The sequence below is a fragment of the Arcicella rosea genome (assembly GCF_014204325.1).
In the GTDB taxonomy this organism is placed as follows: domain Bacteria; phylum Bacteroidota; class Bacteroidia; order Cytophagales; family Spirosomataceae; genus Arcicella; species Arcicella rosea_A.
This window is the reverse complement of the sequence record NZ_JACHKT010000001.1, coordinates 141,068-159,451: the sequence shown is the minus strand read 5'-3', so window position 1 is coordinate 159,451 and position 18,384 is coordinate 141,068. Positions and strand designations below refer to the sequence as shown.

At 33.9% G+C, this 18,384-nt stretch carries 24 protein-coding genes; 2 read left to right on the top strand and 22 right to left on the bottom strand.

All coding sequences use genetic code 11. The features are described 5' to 3' along the window. Window positions 1-13: 13 nt before the first annotated feature. From HNP25_RS00745 to HNP25_RS00735, 3 genes are all read right to left on the bottom strand, one after another. Window positions 14-2,104: a penicillin-binding protein gene (locus HNP25_RS00745; protein ID WP_184128663.1), complete on the bottom strand. Its 2,091-nt coding sequence runs from the start codon at window positions 2,102-2,104 to the stop codon at window positions 14-16. 162 nt (window positions 2,105-2,266) lie between these two features. After that, window positions 2,267-3,367: a sensor histidine kinase gene (locus HNP25_RS00740; RefSeq protein WP_184128660.1), complete on the bottom strand. Its 1,101-nt coding sequence runs from the start codon at window positions 3,365-3,367 to the stop codon at window positions 2,267-2,269. A 111-nt stretch (window positions 3,368-3,478) separates the two neighbouring features. After that, window positions 3,479-4,459 carry a Kelch repeat-containing protein gene (locus HNP25_RS00735; protein ID WP_184128658.1) on the bottom strand — a complete coding sequence of 327 codons (981 nt, stop codon included), beginning with the start codon at window positions 4,457-4,459 and terminating at the stop codon, window positions 3,479-3,481. A 212-nt stretch (window positions 4,460-4,671) separates the two neighbouring features. Here HNP25_RS00735 and HNP25_RS00730 point away from each other — a divergent pair, with 212 nt between their 5' ends. After that, a complete protein-coding gene (locus HNP25_RS00730; protein WP_184128655.1) occupies window positions 4,672-4,899 on the top strand; it encodes a hypothetical protein in 228 nt (75 codons plus the stop codon). A gap of 380 nt (window positions 4,900-5,279) precedes the next feature. Further along, a complete protein-coding gene (locus HNP25_RS00725) occupies window positions 5,280-5,864 on the top strand; it encodes a Crp/Fnr family transcriptional regulator (RefSeq protein WP_184128652.1) in 585 nt (194 codons plus the stop codon). Window positions 5,865-5,880: 16 nt separating this feature from the next. Here the strand turns inward: HNP25_RS00725 and HNP25_RS00720 are convergent, their stop codons facing one another. The 19 genes from HNP25_RS00720 to rpsH all read right to left on the bottom strand — a co-directional run bounded on the left by HNP25_RS00720 (window position 5,881) and on the right by rpsH (window position 18,314). Beyond that, on the bottom strand, window positions 5,881-6,258 hold the full coding sequence (locus HNP25_RS00720) for an FtsL-like putative cell division protein (protein WP_184128649.1): 378 nt from the start codon (window positions 6,256-6,258) through the stop codon (window positions 5,881-5,883). 12 nt (window positions 6,259-6,270) lie between these two features. Further along, the gene (gene rsmH, locus HNP25_RS00715; protein ID WP_184128646.1) at window positions 6,271-7,200 is read right to left on the bottom strand and encodes a 16S rRNA (cytosine(1402)-N(4))-methyltransferase RsmH; all 930 of its coding nucleotides are present in this window, start codon (window positions 7,198-7,200) and stop codon (window positions 6,271-6,273) included. A gap of 121 nt (window positions 7,201-7,321) precedes the next feature. Continuing rightward, window positions 7,322-8,281 (bottom strand): hypothetical protein, encoded by a 960-nt coding sequence (locus HNP25_RS00710; RefSeq protein ID WP_184128643.1) that lies wholly within the window; start codon window positions 8,279-8,281, stop codon window positions 7,322-7,324. Further along, window positions 8,278-8,817 carry a hypothetical protein gene (locus HNP25_RS00705; protein ID WP_184128640.1) on the bottom strand — a complete coding sequence of 180 codons (540 nt, stop codon included), beginning with the start codon at window positions 8,815-8,817 and terminating at the stop codon, window positions 8,278-8,280. The genes HNP25_RS00710 and HNP25_RS00705 overlap by 4 nt, the downstream gene beginning before the upstream one ends. Window positions 8,818-8,937: 120 nt before the next feature. Further along, window positions 8,938-9,474 (bottom strand): 50S ribosomal protein L17, encoded by a 537-nt coding sequence (gene rplQ, locus HNP25_RS00700; RefSeq protein WP_184128637.1) that lies wholly within the window; start codon window positions 9,472-9,474, stop codon window positions 8,938-8,940. Window positions 9,475-9,648: 174 nt separating this feature from the next. Then, entirely contained in the window at window positions 9,649-10,638 is a 990-nt protein-coding gene (locus HNP25_RS00695) for a DNA-directed RNA polymerase subunit alpha (protein ID WP_184128633.1), read from the bottom strand. 326 nt (window positions 10,639-10,964) lie between these two features. Beyond that, the gene (gene rpsD / locus HNP25_RS00690) at window positions 10,965-11,570 is read right to left on the bottom strand and encodes a 30S ribosomal protein S4 (RefSeq protein ID WP_184128630.1); all 606 of its coding nucleotides are present in this window, start codon (window positions 11,568-11,570) and stop codon (window positions 10,965-10,967) included. A gap of 111 nt (window positions 11,571-11,681) precedes the next feature. Next, complete coding sequence (gene rpsK / locus HNP25_RS00685) at window positions 11,682-12,077, bottom strand: 30S ribosomal protein S11 (protein ID WP_184128614.1); 396 nt, start codon at window positions 12,075-12,077, stop codon at window positions 11,682-11,684. Between the two features lie 114 nt (window positions 12,078-12,191). Continuing rightward, window positions 12,192-12,569 carry a 30S ribosomal protein S13 gene (rpsM, locus tag HNP25_RS00680; protein ID WP_109741970.1) on the bottom strand — a complete coding sequence of 126 codons (378 nt, stop codon included), beginning with the start codon at window positions 12,567-12,569 and terminating at the stop codon, window positions 12,192-12,194. 60 nt (window positions 12,570-12,629) lie between these two features. Next, a complete protein-coding gene (rpmJ, locus tag HNP25_RS00675) occupies window positions 12,630-12,746 on the bottom strand; it encodes a 50S ribosomal protein L36 (protein ID WP_109324399.1) in 117 nt (38 codons plus the stop codon). 90 nt (window positions 12,747-12,836) lie between these two features. Then, window positions 12,837-13,055, bottom strand: a complete 219-nt coding sequence (gene infA, locus HNP25_RS00670) for a translation initiation factor IF-1 (RefSeq protein ID WP_095160735.1) — start codon at window positions 13,053-13,055, stop codon at window positions 12,837-12,839. Window positions 13,056-13,072: 17 nt separating this feature from the next. Then, on the bottom strand, window positions 13,073-13,879 hold the full coding sequence (gene map, locus HNP25_RS00665; protein WP_184128599.1) for a type I methionyl aminopeptidase: 807 nt from the start codon (window positions 13,877-13,879) through the stop codon (window positions 13,073-13,075). Window positions 13,880-13,914: 35 nt separating this feature from the next. After that, window positions 13,915-15,237 (bottom strand): preprotein translocase subunit SecY, encoded by a 1,323-nt coding sequence (gene secY, locus HNP25_RS00660; protein ID WP_184128596.1) that lies wholly within the window; start codon window positions 15,235-15,237, stop codon window positions 13,915-13,917. 208 nt (window positions 15,238-15,445) lie between these two features. Next, entirely contained in the window at window positions 15,446-15,892 is a 447-nt protein-coding gene (gene rplO, locus HNP25_RS00655) for a 50S ribosomal protein L15 (RefSeq protein WP_184128592.1), read from the bottom strand. 79 nt (window positions 15,893-15,971) lie between these two features. Beyond that, the gene (rpmD, locus tag HNP25_RS00650; protein ID WP_184128591.1) at window positions 15,972-16,151 is read right to left on the bottom strand and encodes a 50S ribosomal protein L30; all 180 of its coding nucleotides are present in this window, start codon (window positions 16,149-16,151) and stop codon (window positions 15,972-15,974) included. A gap of 87 nt (window positions 16,152-16,238) precedes the next feature. Then, window positions 16,239-16,757 (bottom strand): 30S ribosomal protein S5, encoded by a 519-nt coding sequence (gene rpsE / locus HNP25_RS00645; protein ID WP_184128588.1) that lies wholly within the window; start codon window positions 16,755-16,757, stop codon window positions 16,239-16,241. Between the two features lie 61 nt (window positions 16,758-16,818). Then, a complete protein-coding gene (gene rplR, locus HNP25_RS00640; protein WP_184128585.1) occupies window positions 16,819-17,166 on the bottom strand; it encodes a 50S ribosomal protein L18 in 348 nt (115 codons plus the stop codon). Window positions 17,167-17,284: 118 nt separating this feature from the next. Then, a complete protein-coding gene (rplF, locus tag HNP25_RS00635) occupies window positions 17,285-17,839 on the bottom strand; it encodes a 50S ribosomal protein L6 (RefSeq protein WP_184128582.1) in 555 nt (184 codons plus the stop codon). 79 nt (window positions 17,840-17,918) lie between these two features. Further along, window positions 17,919-18,314: a 30S ribosomal protein S8 gene (rpsH, locus tag HNP25_RS00630; protein ID WP_184128579.1), complete on the bottom strand. Its 396-nt coding sequence runs from the start codon at window positions 18,312-18,314 to the stop codon at window positions 17,919-17,921. Window positions 18,315-18,384: the final 70 nt, after the last annotated feature.

Genomic DNA, 18,384 nt, shown 5'->3' with positions numbered 1-18,384 from the left:
TTAATCTTTACTTCTAATTCAATACTAAACCAATGGTTCTATTCTTCGCAGCAAATACTCCTGGAGGAATGGATTGACTTTTCACTTTTCCAAAACCTGAGTAACTTACTTTAAAACCTTTGTTTTCTAACACATAAAGTGCATCTCTCAGAGACATTCCTCTTAAATCAGGTACTTTATTTTTAGGATTACTGTGTTCTTCATAATGTACTTTACCGTTTTCAGCTTGCATCACTGACCAACCTTCGTTGCTTGGTTTTCTTTCAATACCAAATTCTTCATTGATTGCTTTAATGTCCGAAGTATGTGCTATCTGTTTCTGACTCGTAAGCTTTACTCCTCCGTTTGCATCTTTTGCTAATAATTTGTGCATTTGAATATCACAAGCGTAAATCTTATCCGCAATTTCTTTGAATACTGGTGCAGAGGCATCACTCGCAAAAAGTGCTTCTTTTTTTACTCCTCTCGGATTATCAATCGCTACTACGCAACTGTATTTGGGTGCATCAGCAGGAAAATAACCAATGAATGAAGTGTAATACATTCCTTTGCGATACTTACCATTGATTAGTTTTTGAGAAGTACCTGTTTTTCCTGCAATTTTATATAAATCATTTTTGATGTTCGATGCTGTTCCTCTTTCTACCACACCTTCAAGCATTTTTCTTACTTTTTTAAGTGTTTCTTCTGAACAAATCGGATTTTCATCTACTTCTTGTTTCAACTTGAAATCATCTTCTACTTTATCGGCTACTCTGGTTTCTTTTACGATAATAGGCTGAATCCATTTGCCATCATTTGCAATGGCATTATAAAAGGTTAACATTTGAAGTGGCGTTAATAACATCCCATATCCGATAGAATTCCAAGGCAAACCTGTAATGTCTCCTTTTTTCGGCGGACTAATTCTAGGAATGGCGTCAGGCCGTAATTGAAAATTCAGTCGTTGATCTAAATGAAAATCATGCAATTTTTTATAATACTTCTTTTCATTTCCTTTTCCAAAATACTTTAACATCAATTTAGCAGTACCAACATTTGAAGAGTGTTCAAAAACAGATTGGGCTGTTATTGTTCCATAACCTGTTGTTTTAGAATCTTCCAGAATTTTGTCTCCAATCTTCATTTTGCCATCTCCTGTTTCTACTAATTCTTCATTAGATAGATTCCATTCTTCCATTAAAGCAACCATCGAAGCTAATTTGAATACAGAACCGGGGTCGGTCAAACCTAATACAGCATGATTATAAGTCTCTGCATAATTAGAAGTATCACGCATTCTAGTAAGGTTAGTCATCGCTTTGATTTCTCCTGTGGCTACTTCCATCACAACAACGCAACCTTTATCTGCACCCGACCTTTTCAAGGCTCTCAGTAAAGAACTTTCTGCAACGTCTTGAATATTGACATTAATAGTGGTATGAATATCTAAACCCGGAATAGGTATCGCTTCTTCTCCGCCATCAATCGGACGGAAACTTCCTTGTCCTATCTTTTCAAAAATACCTTTACCGGGAACTCCCGCTAATTGACTATCAAAACTATTTTCAATGCCTACTTTCTCTTTGTCTTTTTTATACCCAATGGTTCGGAAACCCATTTTACCAAAAGGGTTATAACGAACATTTACTTTTTCAAAAACTACTCCGCCTTTATATTTTCCTTCTTTAAAAATTGGCCATTTCTTCATCATTTTTACATCTTGAAAATCAATCAAAGAATTGTTTAAAAGAATGTAGCGGTCTTTTTCATGACGAGCCAGATTAATCATTGAATAATAATCTTTCCAGTCTTTATCACCATAAAAGTTGGAGAGTTTTTTACAAAGTTCTTCAATTCCATCATCAAAAATCCTTCTGTTTTTATCTGACAAAGAAACAAGCGGATCAAAGCCTAAACGATATTTCGGTAAAGAAGTAGCTAATAAACTACCATCATCAGCATAAATATTCCCACGAACAGCTTCAATCGTTCTTTCACTAACGTATCTGAGACTAGATGCTTTACGCCATTTTTCCCCTTCGATATTTTGCAATTGAACAATACGCCAAATAATACCTCCTGCAAAGAGAAGGATTAGCAAAAACACGAAGCGAAGCCTCATGACTATGTCTTTTTTGATGTTCATTGATATAAGAAATCTAACAATAAAATGGCTGGAAGTACTTGTTGCAAACTACCATATCCACAAAGATACTAAAAGCTTGAAGAAAGCGAGAAAAGGATGAAATGAAAAAACTATGGTAAATATGCTGATAGAAAGTTTCTAAGATAAAGGCAACTTGAGCTGAATGATATAGGTTTCTGCTTGATTGTGTATTTCAAGTTCATGCTTATTTGGATAAAGTGTTGATAAACGTTTTTTTACATTATTTAAACCTATCCCTCCGAAAGTTTTCTTTCTGTTTGTTGCTGAAGTATCGGATTTACTATTTACTACCTCAAACACCAAATTATTATTGTCAACTTTTAAAAGTATTTTAATGTAGCATTTTGAGTTTAAATCTCCGATACTGTGTTTAAAAGCATTTTCAACAAAAGTAATGAGTATCATCGGAGGAATATTCCCCTTAATTTCCCCTTCTATATCAAAACTTACTTCCAGTCTTTTGGTATTTCTGATTTTCTCTAATGCTATAAAATTTGCCAAGAAATTAACTTCTCTTTCTAAGCTTATGGTATGTTGATTAGATTCATAAAGTACATAATCTAACAAACTTGATAACGATAATATTGCATCACCATTACGTTTGTCTTCTGTAATAGTAAGGCTGTAGATATTGTTAAGTGTATTGGTTAAGAAATGAGGATTAATTTGTGTTCTTAGATAATCGATTTCTATTTGCTTCTTTTCAGAAACGCTTTTAGCCAATGAACGAGTAAGTTTAATAAAAAAGGCTGGTAAGGCAGTAAGAAAGATTTCAAGAGTATAACCAATCATATCTCTAGTTTTAAAGAAATACCATACTCCTTCATTATAATAATGCTTCCAATATTTATCACTGGACAACTGATAAATTAACCACTTATTTTCAACAACTATCTTAACCCTTAAATATGAAAGTACAGCCATTATTAAAAGAATAGTAACTGTACCCAAAAATGTTATGACATATTTTTTAATTCCATTAGATCCCCAACTTGGTAATATTAAGTAGATGATTGAATAAAACAAAATCATATTAAGAGTAGAAATATAAGTTACTGATATGAACTTGTAACCTAAACTCGCTGTAGGTAAAACTAAAATTACCCAAAAAGACAAATAGAGCAATACCCAAAATACAATATGCAACAATACTCTCCTTTGACTAGAAACTCCTTCAATTGGATATACTCTCAGAAATAAATCGGTAATTTTTTCCATTACAAAAAATAGGTTTACGCTTAAATTGTGTTTGTTTATTGATAAATTCCATTTTCACTGACATCCCTGCTGAAAACATGTATTCTATAGCTTTCAGCAGGGATTCTCTTTTTATTTTAATACTTCTATTGCTTCAAGTTCTGGGCCACCGCCTCTGTTTCCTGAACCTGCTATGGTATATACTTTTCCTTTTACCACAACTGCTCCTGTTCCATGACGACCTTGATTTAGACTTGGATATTTTAACCATGCTTTTTTATCAACATCATAAGCTTCTACTTCGCTATGGGCAGGAACTTGTGCAGGACTTTCACCCCCAATAATCAACACTTTATTCCCCAATGCTACTGCTGAATATCCCGCTCTTTGTGTTGGAATGTTTAAATTTTCAGGCAATGTTTCCCAAGTATTTTGTTTAAAATCATAAACATCTACAGCAGGTTCTGTTAAGTTTAATACTTGATTAATCTTTGCCGTTGAACGTCTTCCTCCTGCCAAGTATAATTTATCTTTAATCACGGCTACACTCACGTGGTCACGAACATGCGGAGCGTCGGCAAGCTTACGCCAAGTGTTTTTCTGTGGATCATATTCATCCAACCATGCAACATGACCGTCCCAATGTCCATCTTGAATACCACAAACCATGTAAATTTTATTTTTATATACCACACAACCCGCAGACCCTCTTAATCTATCGCTAGGAATTTCTGGACCTTTTCGCCATTCATTCTTTTGAAGATTAAAAATGTAAATATTAGGAATGGGCGTTTCATGCGGATATTGTCCCGTCAAAGCACCCATTACATAAACTTCATTTTGAAAAGTAACAGCCTGTAAATGATGAATTTCTAAAGGAGCATCGGCTAGTTTTGTCCATGTTTTTGTTTTAATGTCATAAACTTCTGTTGATTTTACGGTTCTTCCACCTAATAAAACTAATTTATCCCCAACAGCGGCGAGTGTATTTTCTAATCGCTTAGTACAATTGTTTTCAGGACTAATAGTTTCCCAAGTTTGTGCATGTAAGTAATTGTTTATCAAAGTAATAAACAATAAAGAAAGCGTTAAAATGTGTCGATAAATTTTCATGATAAATTAAATTGTTTAAAAGTATTATTTGCCTCAATTTAACGAGGTTCTTTAATATTTCAAGCCTTTTCTGTCGCTTAGATTGGTTAATTATTCATCTGCAATTATGGTGTTTAAAAGCGATTGCTAGAAAATAAACAAACCCAAACACAGTCTTTTAACGCCTTTTTTAGCTATTTTTCTTGTCAGCAATAGTTTTTTGTAAACTAGAAATGCTTTATTTCTTACAAGAAAAACTTCTCCGTAAACTAGAAATACTCTTTTTCCTACAAGAAAAAAATCTCCGTAAACCAGAAATGCTCTATTTCCTACAAGAAAAATATTTTCGTAAACCAGAAATACTCTATTTCCTACAAGGAACAATTCTCCGTAAACTAGAAATGCTCTATTTCCTACAAGAAAAAATTCTCCGTAAACTAGAAATGCTCTATCATCTATAGGAAAAATAGTTTCGCTTATAGGAAATGCTTATATCCTACAAGAAAAACTTTATCGTCTATAAGAAATGCTTTGTCATCTATAGGAAAAATAATTTTTCGTATAAGAGATGCTCTGTTTCTCATACGAAAAATCTCTCAGCTTATAGGAAAAATTTCATCATAATGAAAAAATACATATTTTCATCTTTTAAAAAATTCAACCATTGTTAAAAAATAGATTTCTCAATCTTCTTAAACAACAGCCTAAAGTATTAGCAAAAATTTCTCTTTATGCAACATCATTAAATTTAATTTCTTGAAAATTGCTAGTACTATGAAAGTGTCAATCTGTTCAATTTACAAATTACCTTATATTTGATTGATGCACAAAACGATAAACAATGAATCATCAAAAGCTTTTACTCCAACAAACAGTCAATCATATTCATCCGCTATCAGAAGAAGACTTTGAGGATTTTTATACTTTGTTTAAACCTTATACAGCAAAAAGAAAGGAAGTATTAACACAAGCTGGGAGTGTGGAAAAGTATTTGTATTTCGTACTGGAGGGCTTACAAAGATTGTATTATTTGGATGAGCATCATCGTGAAGCAACGTTGGTATTCTCTTATCAAGCTAATTTCGGTGGAGTGTTGGATTCAATGATGAATCAAAAACCTTCCCGATATTATTATGAAACGCTAAGTCCATCAGTTTTTTTGCGGGCTTCATACGCTCAAATAGAGGAATTGTTGATTAATAAACCAGCAATAGAAGTTTTATTACGAAAAGGATTAACGGGAGTGTTTTCGGGTATATTAGAGAGATTGGTAGAACTACAATGCTTTTCGTCGGAAGAAAAGTTTCAACAATTATTACGAAGAAGTCCACACATTTTACAAATTGTGCCGCATAAATACTTAGCAAATTATATTGGCATTGACCCGAGCAATTTCAGTAAGTTAATCAACAGTATTAAGATGTAAGCATTAGCGAATTTTCTTATTCTTCTACCACAATTTTAGTTGGTGGTACTTTGTTTTCCTCCAAACCCATTGGTTCTACCTTTTTAATGATTTCAGATTGCTTTCCAGCTTTCATAAAATCAGCTTTTTGGGTAGTATAATCTGCTCTTTTCTCTTCCAAAGCAAATTTCGCTTTGTCTATTTTATGAATTAAACTTTCAGCATTTAGTGATGAAACGATGTAAATCACAATCAATGCTGAAACCCACAATACATAGCGTAATTGGCTGGCAGGAAATTCGCCACCCAATATTCTATCCATGTTAAAAATCTTATCAAAAAAAGCAAAAATACCTTTGCTAGGTCTGTTAGTTGACTGACTAGCTTTGGGTGCACGTGATACATTTTTTGCCATTGTTATTTCCTTTTATTTTTCAGCTAAAGCTGCAATTCTAAGTTTAGCACTTCTACTTCTTCCGTTGATAGATAATTCTTCAGGAGAAGCTTCTATCGGTTTTTTATTGATTGCCATCAAAGGCTTTGTAACAGTTCCGTAAATAATATCCTTATCGGGTTCGCCTTTGAAGTTTCCAGCTTTGATATAATTCTTCACCAATCTATCTTCCAAAGAATGGAAAGTCATGATACATAATCTACTTTCTTCGTCTTTCAACAAATCAGGAATCTGTTCCAAAAACTCTTCAATCACTTCCAATTCTTGATTTACTTCAATTCTAATGGCTTGAAAAACCTGTGCAAAATACTTGAACTCTTTGAATTTAGGGGCATACTTTTCTAAAATAGCCTTCAATTCACCCGTTGTCTTAATAGGAGAATTCAATCTTGCACTATGAATAGCGTTTGCCAAAGTTCGGGCATTCTTGATTTCGCCATACATACCCAGAATTTTATGTAATTGTGCTTCAGAATATTCATTGACAATAGTATATGCCGAAACATCTGCCTTTTGATTCATCCGCATATCTAAATCTCCTTCAAAGCGTGTCGAAAACCCACGAGTTGGTTCATCAATTTGATGCGATGAAATACCAAAATCGGCTAAGATACCATCAACTTTCTTTACGCCATATAAACGCAAATACTTTTTGATGTTTCTGAAATTAGCTTCAATAAAAGTAAAACGTGGGTCATCAAAAGCCTGAGCATTTACTTTAGCGTCTGGATCTTGGTCAAAACCATATAACTTACCTTTCTCTCCCAATTGTGCTAATATAGCTCTTGAATGCCCACCGCCACCAAAAGTAACATCTACATAAACGCCATCAGGACGAATATTAAGTCCATCAAGACATTCTTGAAGCATAATTGGGCGATGGTAATCAGTATTGATAGTCATTATTTTTTGAATCTTAGAATACAAATTTATGGATAAACTTATTGGAAATTGATAAAGGATTTCAATTGAGTATGATGTTTTGTATAAACATAGCATCAAAGAAAACGTAGGCAGTTTTTTATTAAAGATGAAATAAACGCTTTACATCTAGTGCTAATTTCTGAGAGAAAATCTCAGCACCACGTTTATTCAAATGTTGAGAATTGTAGAAATACTTTCGTTGATAGCAAAGTGAATCGATTGAATAATCTAAAAAGTAACAATGATAACGTTTTGTAGCATTTTTACACATTTCAATCATTGTTGCTTTGTTCTTATACAAAGGCTGAACTTCGTAATATTCTGGTGCATACAAAAGCACTACTTTGATATGTTGCTGTTCACAAAAAGCGAGATATTCTTCAAACTGTTTTTTTATTTCTTTATTAAAAGAGTACTTCACTCCTTTTGGATAACGCTTTTTGAAACGTTCAAAATCTTGGTTCCAGTCATACACATTACCTCTGTAGCCTTTGTATTTTGTGGTAGTATCATACAAAGCAGTCAGATTTACAAAATTACAAATTCCTTCCCAAACCAAGGATTGTCGATTTTTATACTTTAACAAGGGAATGTTTTGTTGATAAATATCAAACTCACCTTTATGTCCTTTAGTAGTTTCTAAGATAATCGGCTCATTGATAAAAGGTAAAAATTGTTCAGGATTCACTACATCTGCTCTTTTAGCAAAGCCATACACATCAACATTATGGATAATAAATTTGGGCTTTTTGTTATGTTTTAAGTATAACTTAAAACGAGCCAATTGCATATCAAAATGCCAAGCAGACATACCCAAATTATAGGAATTAAGATGAAGAGTACTATCAATAATTTTAGGAGAAATATGAAACTCAGCTCTTGATGAACCTAAAATGAGTAAATCAGCATTGATTTTAGCATCGAATAAATCATTCCAAGCAGCATAATATTCATTTCTAGATTTCCTTAAACCATTATCAACCACAAAAGCCAAAGCATATAAACTAATGATAATTAGAAAAGACAACAAAACTATTTTCTTGAAAAATCTTTCTATCATTTCTTTACTTTTGCTTCAACCTTAAATGCCTTTTTATCTCCAAAAACTAATTTCTGAGTACCTTCTATTAAATAATAATTCACAACATTATCCACCAAAGTCATTTTAACATGCTTATCAGTTTCATAAAGATAATTTTGATTAGCAATTGTAGCGTCTAATGCAGTTAACCGATTATTTTTCAGCAGAATTTTGATGTTCTTTACAGGTAAATTTTCAGATTTCTTTAGCTGATAAACAATTGAAGAGTCAGATTTACTTACTTCATAGCTATTCAAATAAGCAGGTTTGTTCAAATCTGTTTGTAAGAATAATTCAAACTCTTTAGACCAGTCTTCAATCTTTACTTCCTTCGTTTCAGGAACATTTTCACTCCAAACAGTTTTAGAAAAAGTAGGTTTGGTTTTATCAAGCACACTGATTTGATGGGTAATAGCAGTTTTCAAATCAAAGTATTTATGAACAGTCGTTGTAGATTCCTCTTTACAAGAAACACACAACATAAGCACAACAAGTATTGTAATGGATGATTTCATATTACAAAATTACGGATGTCTATTGATATAAGTAGTGTAAATTTACAATCGACCAAAAATAACAAAAGGACTTCGACCAAAGTCAAAGTCCTTTTGAAAAATAGAAAAATCTAAATTAGATTATTCTTCAGTTTTTTCTTCTGAAGTTTCAGCAGCAGGAGTTTCATCTTCTACTACTTCAGCCGAAGGAACCTCAGCTACTGGTGCAGCTTCGATAGTATCTTCTGTTTTCTTAGCTCCAGAACGACGACCACGACGAGTTTTCACTGCTTTCTCAGCTGTAGCTGCTAATAAAGTTTCGTTGAAGTCAACTAATTCCATTAAGCACATTTCAGCATTATCACCAAGACGATTCGCCAATTTGATAATTCTAGTGTAACCACCTGGACGGTTAGCAACTTTCTCAGAAACAATACCAAAAAGTTCTTTAACAGAATCTTTGTTTTGTAAATAAGAGAATACAATTCTACGATTGTGAGTGCTATCGTCTTTTGATTTAGTAATCAAAGGTTCGATATACTTTCTCAATTCTTTAGCTTTAGCAGCTGTAGTTTCGATTCTTTTGTGAAGAATCAAAGAAGATGCCATGTTCGATAACATAGCGGCTCTGTGAGGAGCAGTTCTACCTAAATGGTTGAATTTTTTACCGTGTCTCATTGTGTTGTTCGTAAGTTTAAAATGAATCACTCAGTTCCCAGCGGAAAGAAGGTATCATTGCGGTTAAGTTGATTCACATCAACTCACCTATTACTACTATTAAAAATTAAAATTTTAGTGCTTACTAAAGATAGCAAACACTAAAATTTTCTATTACTAAGTAAGTATTGGATATTAATCCTCGTCTAAACGATAACGAGCAACATCCATACCGAAGTGAAGTCCTTTTTCTTCGATTAGTTGTTCTAATTCAGTTAATGATTTCTTACCGAAGTTACGGAATTTCATCATGTCAGAAATTTCTAATCTAGCTAAGTCTCCTAAAGTTCTAACATCAGCTGATTTTAGACAGTTGTAAGCACGAACTGACAAGTCTAAATCTGCCAAAGCAGTCTTCAATAATTTTCTCATGTGAAGCATTTCTTCATCTACCACGTTATCTTCTTCTGCCTTCATAGACTCGAAAGTCATAGTTTGGTCAGAGAACAACATAAAGTGTTGAATCAAGATGTATGCTGCACCTTTTAATGCGTCTTCAGGGTGAATAGATCCGTCAGTTTCAATATCCAAAACTAATTTCTCATAATCCGTCTTTTGTTCAACACGAGTATTTTCGATGCTGAATTTCACATTTTTGATTGGCGTAAAGATTGCATCAATCGGAATGTGACCAAAAGGAGGTTCTGTGTTTCTAGTTTCGTCTGAAGGAACATATCCACGACCTTTTTCAACGATAATCTCCATCTCAAATTCTTTCGATTCATCTAAATTACAGATAACTAAATCTGGATTTAAGATGTCAAAATAATTTGTAAACTTAGCAATATCGCCTGCTTTAAGAGTGCTTTGACCTTTCACTCTTACATTGATTTTATTCTCAAGGATTTCCTGATTTTTTTTGAATCGAACTTTCTTCAGATTCAAAATAATTTCAGTCATGTCCTCAATTACTCCTTCAATGGCTGAAAATTCGTGCAAAACTCCACCAACCTTTACGCTTGTGATAGCGTAGCCTTCTAAAGAAGACAACAAGATTCTACGAAGTGCATTACCGATTGTAACGCCATAGCCTTTTTCGAGTGGCTTAAACTCAAATAACCCGTGAAAGTCGTCAGCCTTTTCCATGACAACTTTATCGGGCATTTGGAATGCTAATATTGACATATTTCGTAGCGTAATTTACCTTGGAATGTGTAAGAATAGAGTAATCAATTCGCAATTTACGAATTAACTCTGTAATTTTAGCATTTAGGGTCACTATTTTTTCGATAAAACCTTGACATTTCAGAAGAAATCATCTATATTACAAGATTACAGAAAATTTAAGCACCCTTAGAATAGACAATATTAATTATTGTACATCTAATATTGAATAAACACAAAATCAAACAAACTTAGATTTTACACACAAATATGTAAAATCTAAGTCACAAAGTTTTCAATTAAATTGTCAGAATATTTTTGACTATTTACTCTGTCAAAATATATGATTACTTAGAATAAAGTTCAACGATTGCTTGCTCATTGAAGTTCTCTGGAATATCAGAACGTTCTGGATAAGAAACGAATTTACCAGTCATTGTAGGAGCATCCCATTCTAACCAGTTGAAACGTTTTCCAGCTTTTCCAGCAAGTGAGTTAGAAACAACCTCTAAAGATTTAGATTTCTCACGTACACTTACTAATTGTCCTGGCTTAAGAGAATACGATGGAATATTTACAATTTCACCGTCAATAAGAATATGCTTATGAATAACCAACTGACGAGCTGCACGACGAGTAGGAGCAATTCCTAAACGATAAACAGTGTTATCAAGACGAGCTTCACAAAGTTTCAAAAGGTTTTCACCTTTGATACCTTCTCTTACAGCCGCTTTGTGGTATAAGTTTTCAAATTGCTTTTCAAGGATACCGTAAGTATATTTCACTTTTTGCTTTTCTTTTAATTGCAAAGCATATTCTGAAACTTTACCACGTTTACCTTTACCGTGCTGACCTGGACCATAGTTTTTGCGAGCTAACGCTTTACTTGGACCTAAGATTGGCTCACCAAAACGACGAGCAATTTTTGATTTTGGACCTGTATATCTTGCCATTTCTAAAATTAATAAGTCATCAAACCTCTTTTGTTCGATGAAGTAATTAGGATAAATAAAAGAAAACGTTAATAATTACTAATTAACGTTTCCAGTAAATTTTTAAGAAGATTAAACTCTACGACGTTTTGGAGGACGACATCCGTTGTGAGGAAGTGGAGTAATATCTTTGATAGAAATTACTTCGATACCAGCGTTAGAAATAGTTCTAATTGCTGATTCACGACCTGAACCTGGTCCTTTTACAAAAACATCAGCTTTTTTCATTCCAGCTTCTACAGCTACAGCAGCGCAGTTTGTTGCGGCTGTTTGTGCAGCATAAGGAGTGTTTTTCTTAGAACCTTTGAAGCCCATTTTACCAGCAGAAGCCCAAGAAATTACTTGTCCTTGACTGTTAGTAATAGAAATAATGATGTTATTAAAAGAAGCCTTGATGTGTACTTGACCATGCTGCTCAACTACAACAACTCTCTTCTTTGCTTTGTCTTTTCTTTTAGCCTGTGCCATTTGTTTTTTTGTTTTTCAATTCCAGTTTTGAGTTCGTACATTCTCCGAAGAGCAACCTTCTCATCTTAGAACTCGACGAATTAAGAATATTTATTCTTAAACTCAGCCTAATTTTTACTTAGTAGCTTTTTTCTTGTTCGCAATAGTCTTACGCTTACCTTTACGAGTACGAGAGTTGTTTTTAGTTCTCTGACCACGTAATGGAAGACCTTTACGGTGACGAAGACCACGGTAACAACCGATGTCCATCAAACGCTTGATGTTCAACTGAATTTCAGAACGAAGTTGACCTTCAGTCTTGAATTCTCCAGCGATAATCGCACGAATTGCACTTGCCTCTTCATCGTTCCATTCGCCAGCTTTTTTGTCGAAAGAAATATTAGCTTGTGTTAAAATTTTCTGAGCAGTGCTACGACCTATTCCGAAGATGTAAGTCAGAGCAATTTCGCCTCTTTTTTTGTCGGGAATATCAACCCCTGCAATACGAGCCATACTTTTTTAGCTTTTTAGATTTTAAATGAAGGAAGTTTCTCAACTACCCCATGTTAATAATCATCCTTGTCTTTGTTTGAACTTTGGATTTTTCTTGTTTATAACATAAAGTTTTCCGTGACGACGGATTACTTTACATTCAGCACTACGCTTCTTGATAGACGCTTTAACTTTCATTGTTGTATTTATTAATGTTTCTATTAATTACAGTTTTACAAAAAAGTATCCGTATAAATTACTGAAACTATCAATTGCCAACTGCCTGTTTTACTTGTAACGATACACAATTCTTGCTTTACTTAAGTCATAAGGTGACATTTCTAACTTCACCTTATCACCAGGTAAGATTTTGATGTAATTCATTCGCATCTTACCAGAAATATGGGCAATCACTTGATGGGTATTTTCTAACTCTACTCTAAACATAGCATTTGAAAGAGCCTCAATGATAATTCCATCTACTTCTATTGATGATTGTTTTGCCATAAATTCAATTTGAAATTTCAAATATTAACGATGTACTCTGACTTAGCGATAACTTCTTCAATAAATTTGAAAGTAGTTAATATATCTGCTTTGTCTTTTTTAATTGCTACTGTGTGTTCAAAATGGGCAGAAGGCTTTCTATCTTGAGTTCTGATAGTCCAGCCATCATTTTCTTGATGAATAGCTTTCTTTCCTTGATTTACCATTGGTTCAATGGCAATTACCATGTTCTCCTTTAGCTTAGCACCATCGCCTCTTCTACCGTAATTTGCTACTTCTGGTTTTTCATGAAGAGATTTCCCTACCCCATGCCCAACTAATTCTCTTACAATGGTAAAACCTAATTTTTCACTGTAAGTTTGAATAGCAAAACCAATATCACCAATTCTTTTTCCTAGTACAGCTTGTTCAATACCTTCATATAATGATTCCTTAGTAGTTTTCAATAAACGAAGGGTTTCTTCATTTACATTTCCAATAGCATAAGTATAAGCACTATCAGCGTGAAAACCATTTTTAAAAACACCACAATCAATTGAAACAATATCTCCGTCTTTTAATTGATAATTATTGGGAATTCCATGAACAACTACATCGTTTACAGAAATACATAAAGATGCAGGGTACTTGTTTCCACTTACATTATAATTAAGAAATGAAGGTGTACTATTATTATCTTTAATAAACTCGTAAGCTACTTTATCTAACTCTTTAGTCGTTACCCCTGGCTTTATCAATTTAGCTACCTCTGCATGAGTTTGCCCAAGAATAATACCGTTGGCTCTGATTATGTCTAAATCGCTATTTGTTTTTAAATAAATCATACTTATTGAGCTTAGGAAATAACATCCTAAAATTATTACTGAGCAACCGCCTCTGTTCTACCCTTTACTCTACCTGATTGCATCAATCCTTCATATTTACGCATCAATAAGTAACTTTCTATTTGTTGTAAAGTATCTAGCACTACACCAACTAAGATAAGTAAAGAAGTACCTCCAAAGAAAGATGCAAAACCACGAGTGATACCGAATAAACTTGCTAAAGCTGGAAGGATAGCGATAATTGCTAACATGAAAGCTCCTGGCAAAGTAATTCTATCTAAAATATCAGCGATAAAAGTTGAAGTTGCTTCACCTGGCTTAACACCTGGAACAAAACCACCGCCTCTTTTCATATCATCAGAAATTTGTGTTGGATTAATTGAAATAGCCGTATAAAAAAATGTAAATACGATAATCAAGAAAGCAAATAACAAGTTGTATTCTAATGAAGTAAAATCACTAAATTTCTGAGCTATTGATTGAGCAAACTCACTTTTCTCTGCAAAAGAACCCGCTAACAATCCTGGAACAAACATCAATGCTTGTGCAAAGATGATAGGCATTACACCAGCAGAGTTAAGTTTCAAAGGAATATACTGACGCTCTCCTCCAACTGAAGAAGTTCTGTTACCGACTACTTGTTTAGCATATTGAACAGGGATTCTTCTTACCGCTTGAGTAACCATTACAGCACCCATAACTACGAAGAAAAGCGCTACAATTTCTATTACAAATAACAAAGCACCTGACATACCACGAGATTGAGCCTCACCGATAATTGACCCTGGAAAACGAGATACAATACCAATCATAATTAGCATTGAAATACCGTTACCAACTCCTTTATCAGTAATTTTTTCTCCTAACCACATACAGAACATTGTTCCAGCAATCAAGATAATCACAGCAAATAAACGGAATGACCATGCACTTACGATAATCGCATCAGCAGGAATTGTTGTTTGTAAGTAAGCAGTTGCTTGAGCAGCAGTAACGAAAATAGTTAAAACCCTAGTAATTTGATTCAACTTTTTTCTTCCTGATTCTCCATCCTTTTGCATCTTCTGAAAGTATGGCAATGCAATTGTTAACAATTGAATAGCGATAGAAGCAGAGATGTAAGGCATTATACCTAACGCAAATATAGAAGCATTATTAAATGCTCCACCCGAAAACATGTTCAATAATCCTAATAAACCGCCTTCTCCTTTTTGTTCTAATTTTGCAGCATCAATACCTGGTAAAACAATGTAAGAACCTAAACGGAAAAAAGTGATAAACAACAGAGTGTTAAGGATTCTACCTCTTAGCTCCTCAATTGAGAAAATGTTTTTGATAGTGTTAATAAACTTGTTCATGCTATCTGTTTAAATAATCGTCAAATAATGAATGAAAACTGAAATTGTTCAACTTTTTCTTTAATCACAAATCTGTTGCCAGTTTTTACACGATTACTCAAATATTTCTGTTGTCTATCTAATTAATTTGAAAATCGGGATTTTGAAAACCTGAATACTTACAAAAATATAAAAAAGATTATCAGTATCAAATTTTCATAATTTCAAACTACCCCACAATTGCTTTTCCTCCAGCAGCTTCAATAGCAGCTTTCGCAGATTCAGAGAAACCTTTTACTGTAACTTCTAATGCTGATGTGATAGCACCACGTGACAAAATTTTCACTAAATCATTTTTAGAAACTAAACCATTGTTGTAAAGTACATCATGATTGATTACTGATACTCCAATAGATTCAGCTAAAGCTTGTAAAGTATCAAGGTTAATAGCCTTGTATTCTACACGATTAATATTTTTAAATCCGAACTTAGGAACTCTACGTTGTAAAGGCATTTGACCACCTTCAAAACCAGCTTTACGAGAATAACCTGAACGAGATTTTGCACCTTTGTGACCACGAGCAGAAGTTCCACCTAAACCAGAACCAGCACCACGACCAACTCTTTTTCTAACTTTTGTTGAGCCTTGAGCAGGCTTTAATGAAGAAAGATTCATTGTATTTTTTGTTAAATGTTTGCTAAACGCTACTCCCCTGTGGAGTAACTCGCTGTATTAATGAGCTAACTCAATAATACTAGATGTTCTCAACTACAATCATGTGTTGAACTGAACGAATCATACCTTGAATTGCAGGATTCACTTCTACCTCAACGCTCCTATTCATTTTACCCAAGCCCAAAGCTTGCATAGTACGTTTTTGAACTTGTGGACGTCTGATTGTACTCTTAACTTGTGTAATTTTTACCTTTGACATGGCTTATTTGAATTGTGAATTCTGAATTATGATTTGTGAATTAATATTGATTTCATGTCTCATAATTCAGATTTCATATCTCTTATCTTATCCGTTGAATACTTTTGCTAAGGAAACGCTTCTTTGGAAAGCAACTGTATGTGGATTTCTCATTTTCACAAGAGCATCAACTGTTGCTTTAACCACGTTGTGTGGGTTTGAAGAACCTTTAGATTTTGCTAATACATCATGTACACCAGCAGATTCTAATACAGCACGCATTGCACCACCAGCGATTACTCCAGTACCCGGAGCTGCAGGCTTCAACAATACGACCCCCCCTGAGAATTTACCAATTTGTTCGTGAGGAACAGAGTTTTTCAATAAAGCTACTTGGAATACGTTTTTCTTAGCATCCTCAATACCTTTAGCGATAGCATCAGTTACTTCGTTAGCTTTTCCTAATCCGAAACCTACGATACCTTTTCCGTCACCAACTACAACGATTGCAGAGAAGCTGAAACGACGTCCACCTTTTACTACTTTCGCTACACGATTGATAGCAACAACTTTTTCCTTTAATTCGCCTTCGTTAACCTTTATTGGCTTTGATATTAATTGCGACATTTTTTCTGAATTTGAAAATTTGTGAATTTGAAAATATATAAAATACTATCAAATTAACTAATTAGAATTTAAGACCACCTTCTCTTGCACCATCAGCAATTGCTTTTACACGACCATGATACAAGTATCCGTTACGATCGAAAACAACCGCTAAAATACCAGCCGCTAATGCCTTCTCTGCGATTTTTACTCCTACTTGTTTAGCATTATCGACGTTACCATTAGCTAAACCAAGTTCCTTTGTAGAAACTGCTGCTAATGTATGTCCTTGAACGTCATCAATAATTTGTGCATACACACCTGTGTTTGAACGAAACACAGATAATCTTGGCTTGGTAGCTGTACCAGAAACCTTTGCTCTTATTGATCGTTTTATGCGTAATCTTCTTGAATCTTTTTGCGTAGCCATTGTAATATTTGTATGTTTTGTGGATTACCGACCCACGATTTTAATTTGAAAACTTAATAATTTGAATATTTGAAAATCAAACAAAACTCTCAAATATTCAAATATCTTCAAATTATGATTATTTTTTACCACCAGTTTTACCAGCTTTTCTACGAATTTGCTCACCAACAAAACGAATACCTTTACCTTTGTAAGGTTCGATTTTACGTAATGAACGAATTTTCGCTGAAACTTGGCCAATTAATTCTTTATCAATTCCTTCTAAAGTTACTTTAGGGTTTTGACCTTTCTCCATTGCAGTAGTAACTTTCAATTCGCTAGGAATTTGAACAAATACAGCGTGAGAATATCCTAAACTTAACTCAAGAATGTTTCCTTGATTAGATGCTTTGTAACCAACCCCAACAATTTCCATTTGAGATTTGTAACCTTCGCTCACACCAATAACCATGTTATTGATTAAAGAACGATACAAACCATGAAGTGCTTTGTGACGTTTTTGTTCAGTAGGACGTTTCACTGCAAGTTCAACACCTTCTACTTCTACGATAATATCTGGATCAATCGTACGCTCTAAAGTTCCTTTAGGTCCTTTAACAGATACATGATTTTTATCAATCGTTACAGCAACACCTGCTGGCAACGTAATGATTTTATTACCAATTCTTGACATAATTGTTAATTGTTTTGCTTAGATGGAAGCTCATATAATCAAAAGATTAAATAGAAGCTTCTTTCAGCGTTAAGAAATATTAATAAACGTGGCAAAGTACTTCACCACCTACGTTTAACACACGAGCTTCTTTGTCGGTGATAACCCCTTTTGATGTCGAAAGAATTGCGATACCTAATCCGTTTAATACCCGTGGCAACTCAGTTGCACCTTTGTATTTACGTAAACCTGGCTTAGAAATTCTTTCTAATTTAACGATTGCCGACTGCTTAGTAACTGGGTTATACTTCAAAGCAACTTTGATGGTACCCTGAACAGTTGTATCGTCAAATTTATAGTTTTGAATATATCCTTTATCAAAAAGCACCTTAGTGATTTCCTTTTTGATGTTAGAAGCAGGGATTTCAACGATTCTATGGCGTGCCTTGATGGCATTTCTCAATCGTGTTAAGTAATCTGCTATTGGATCTGTCATTGTTTTCGATATTTGAAACGAACCCTTCCTGAAAAGGCTCGCAAAATTACGGAATAAAAATTAAGAAGAC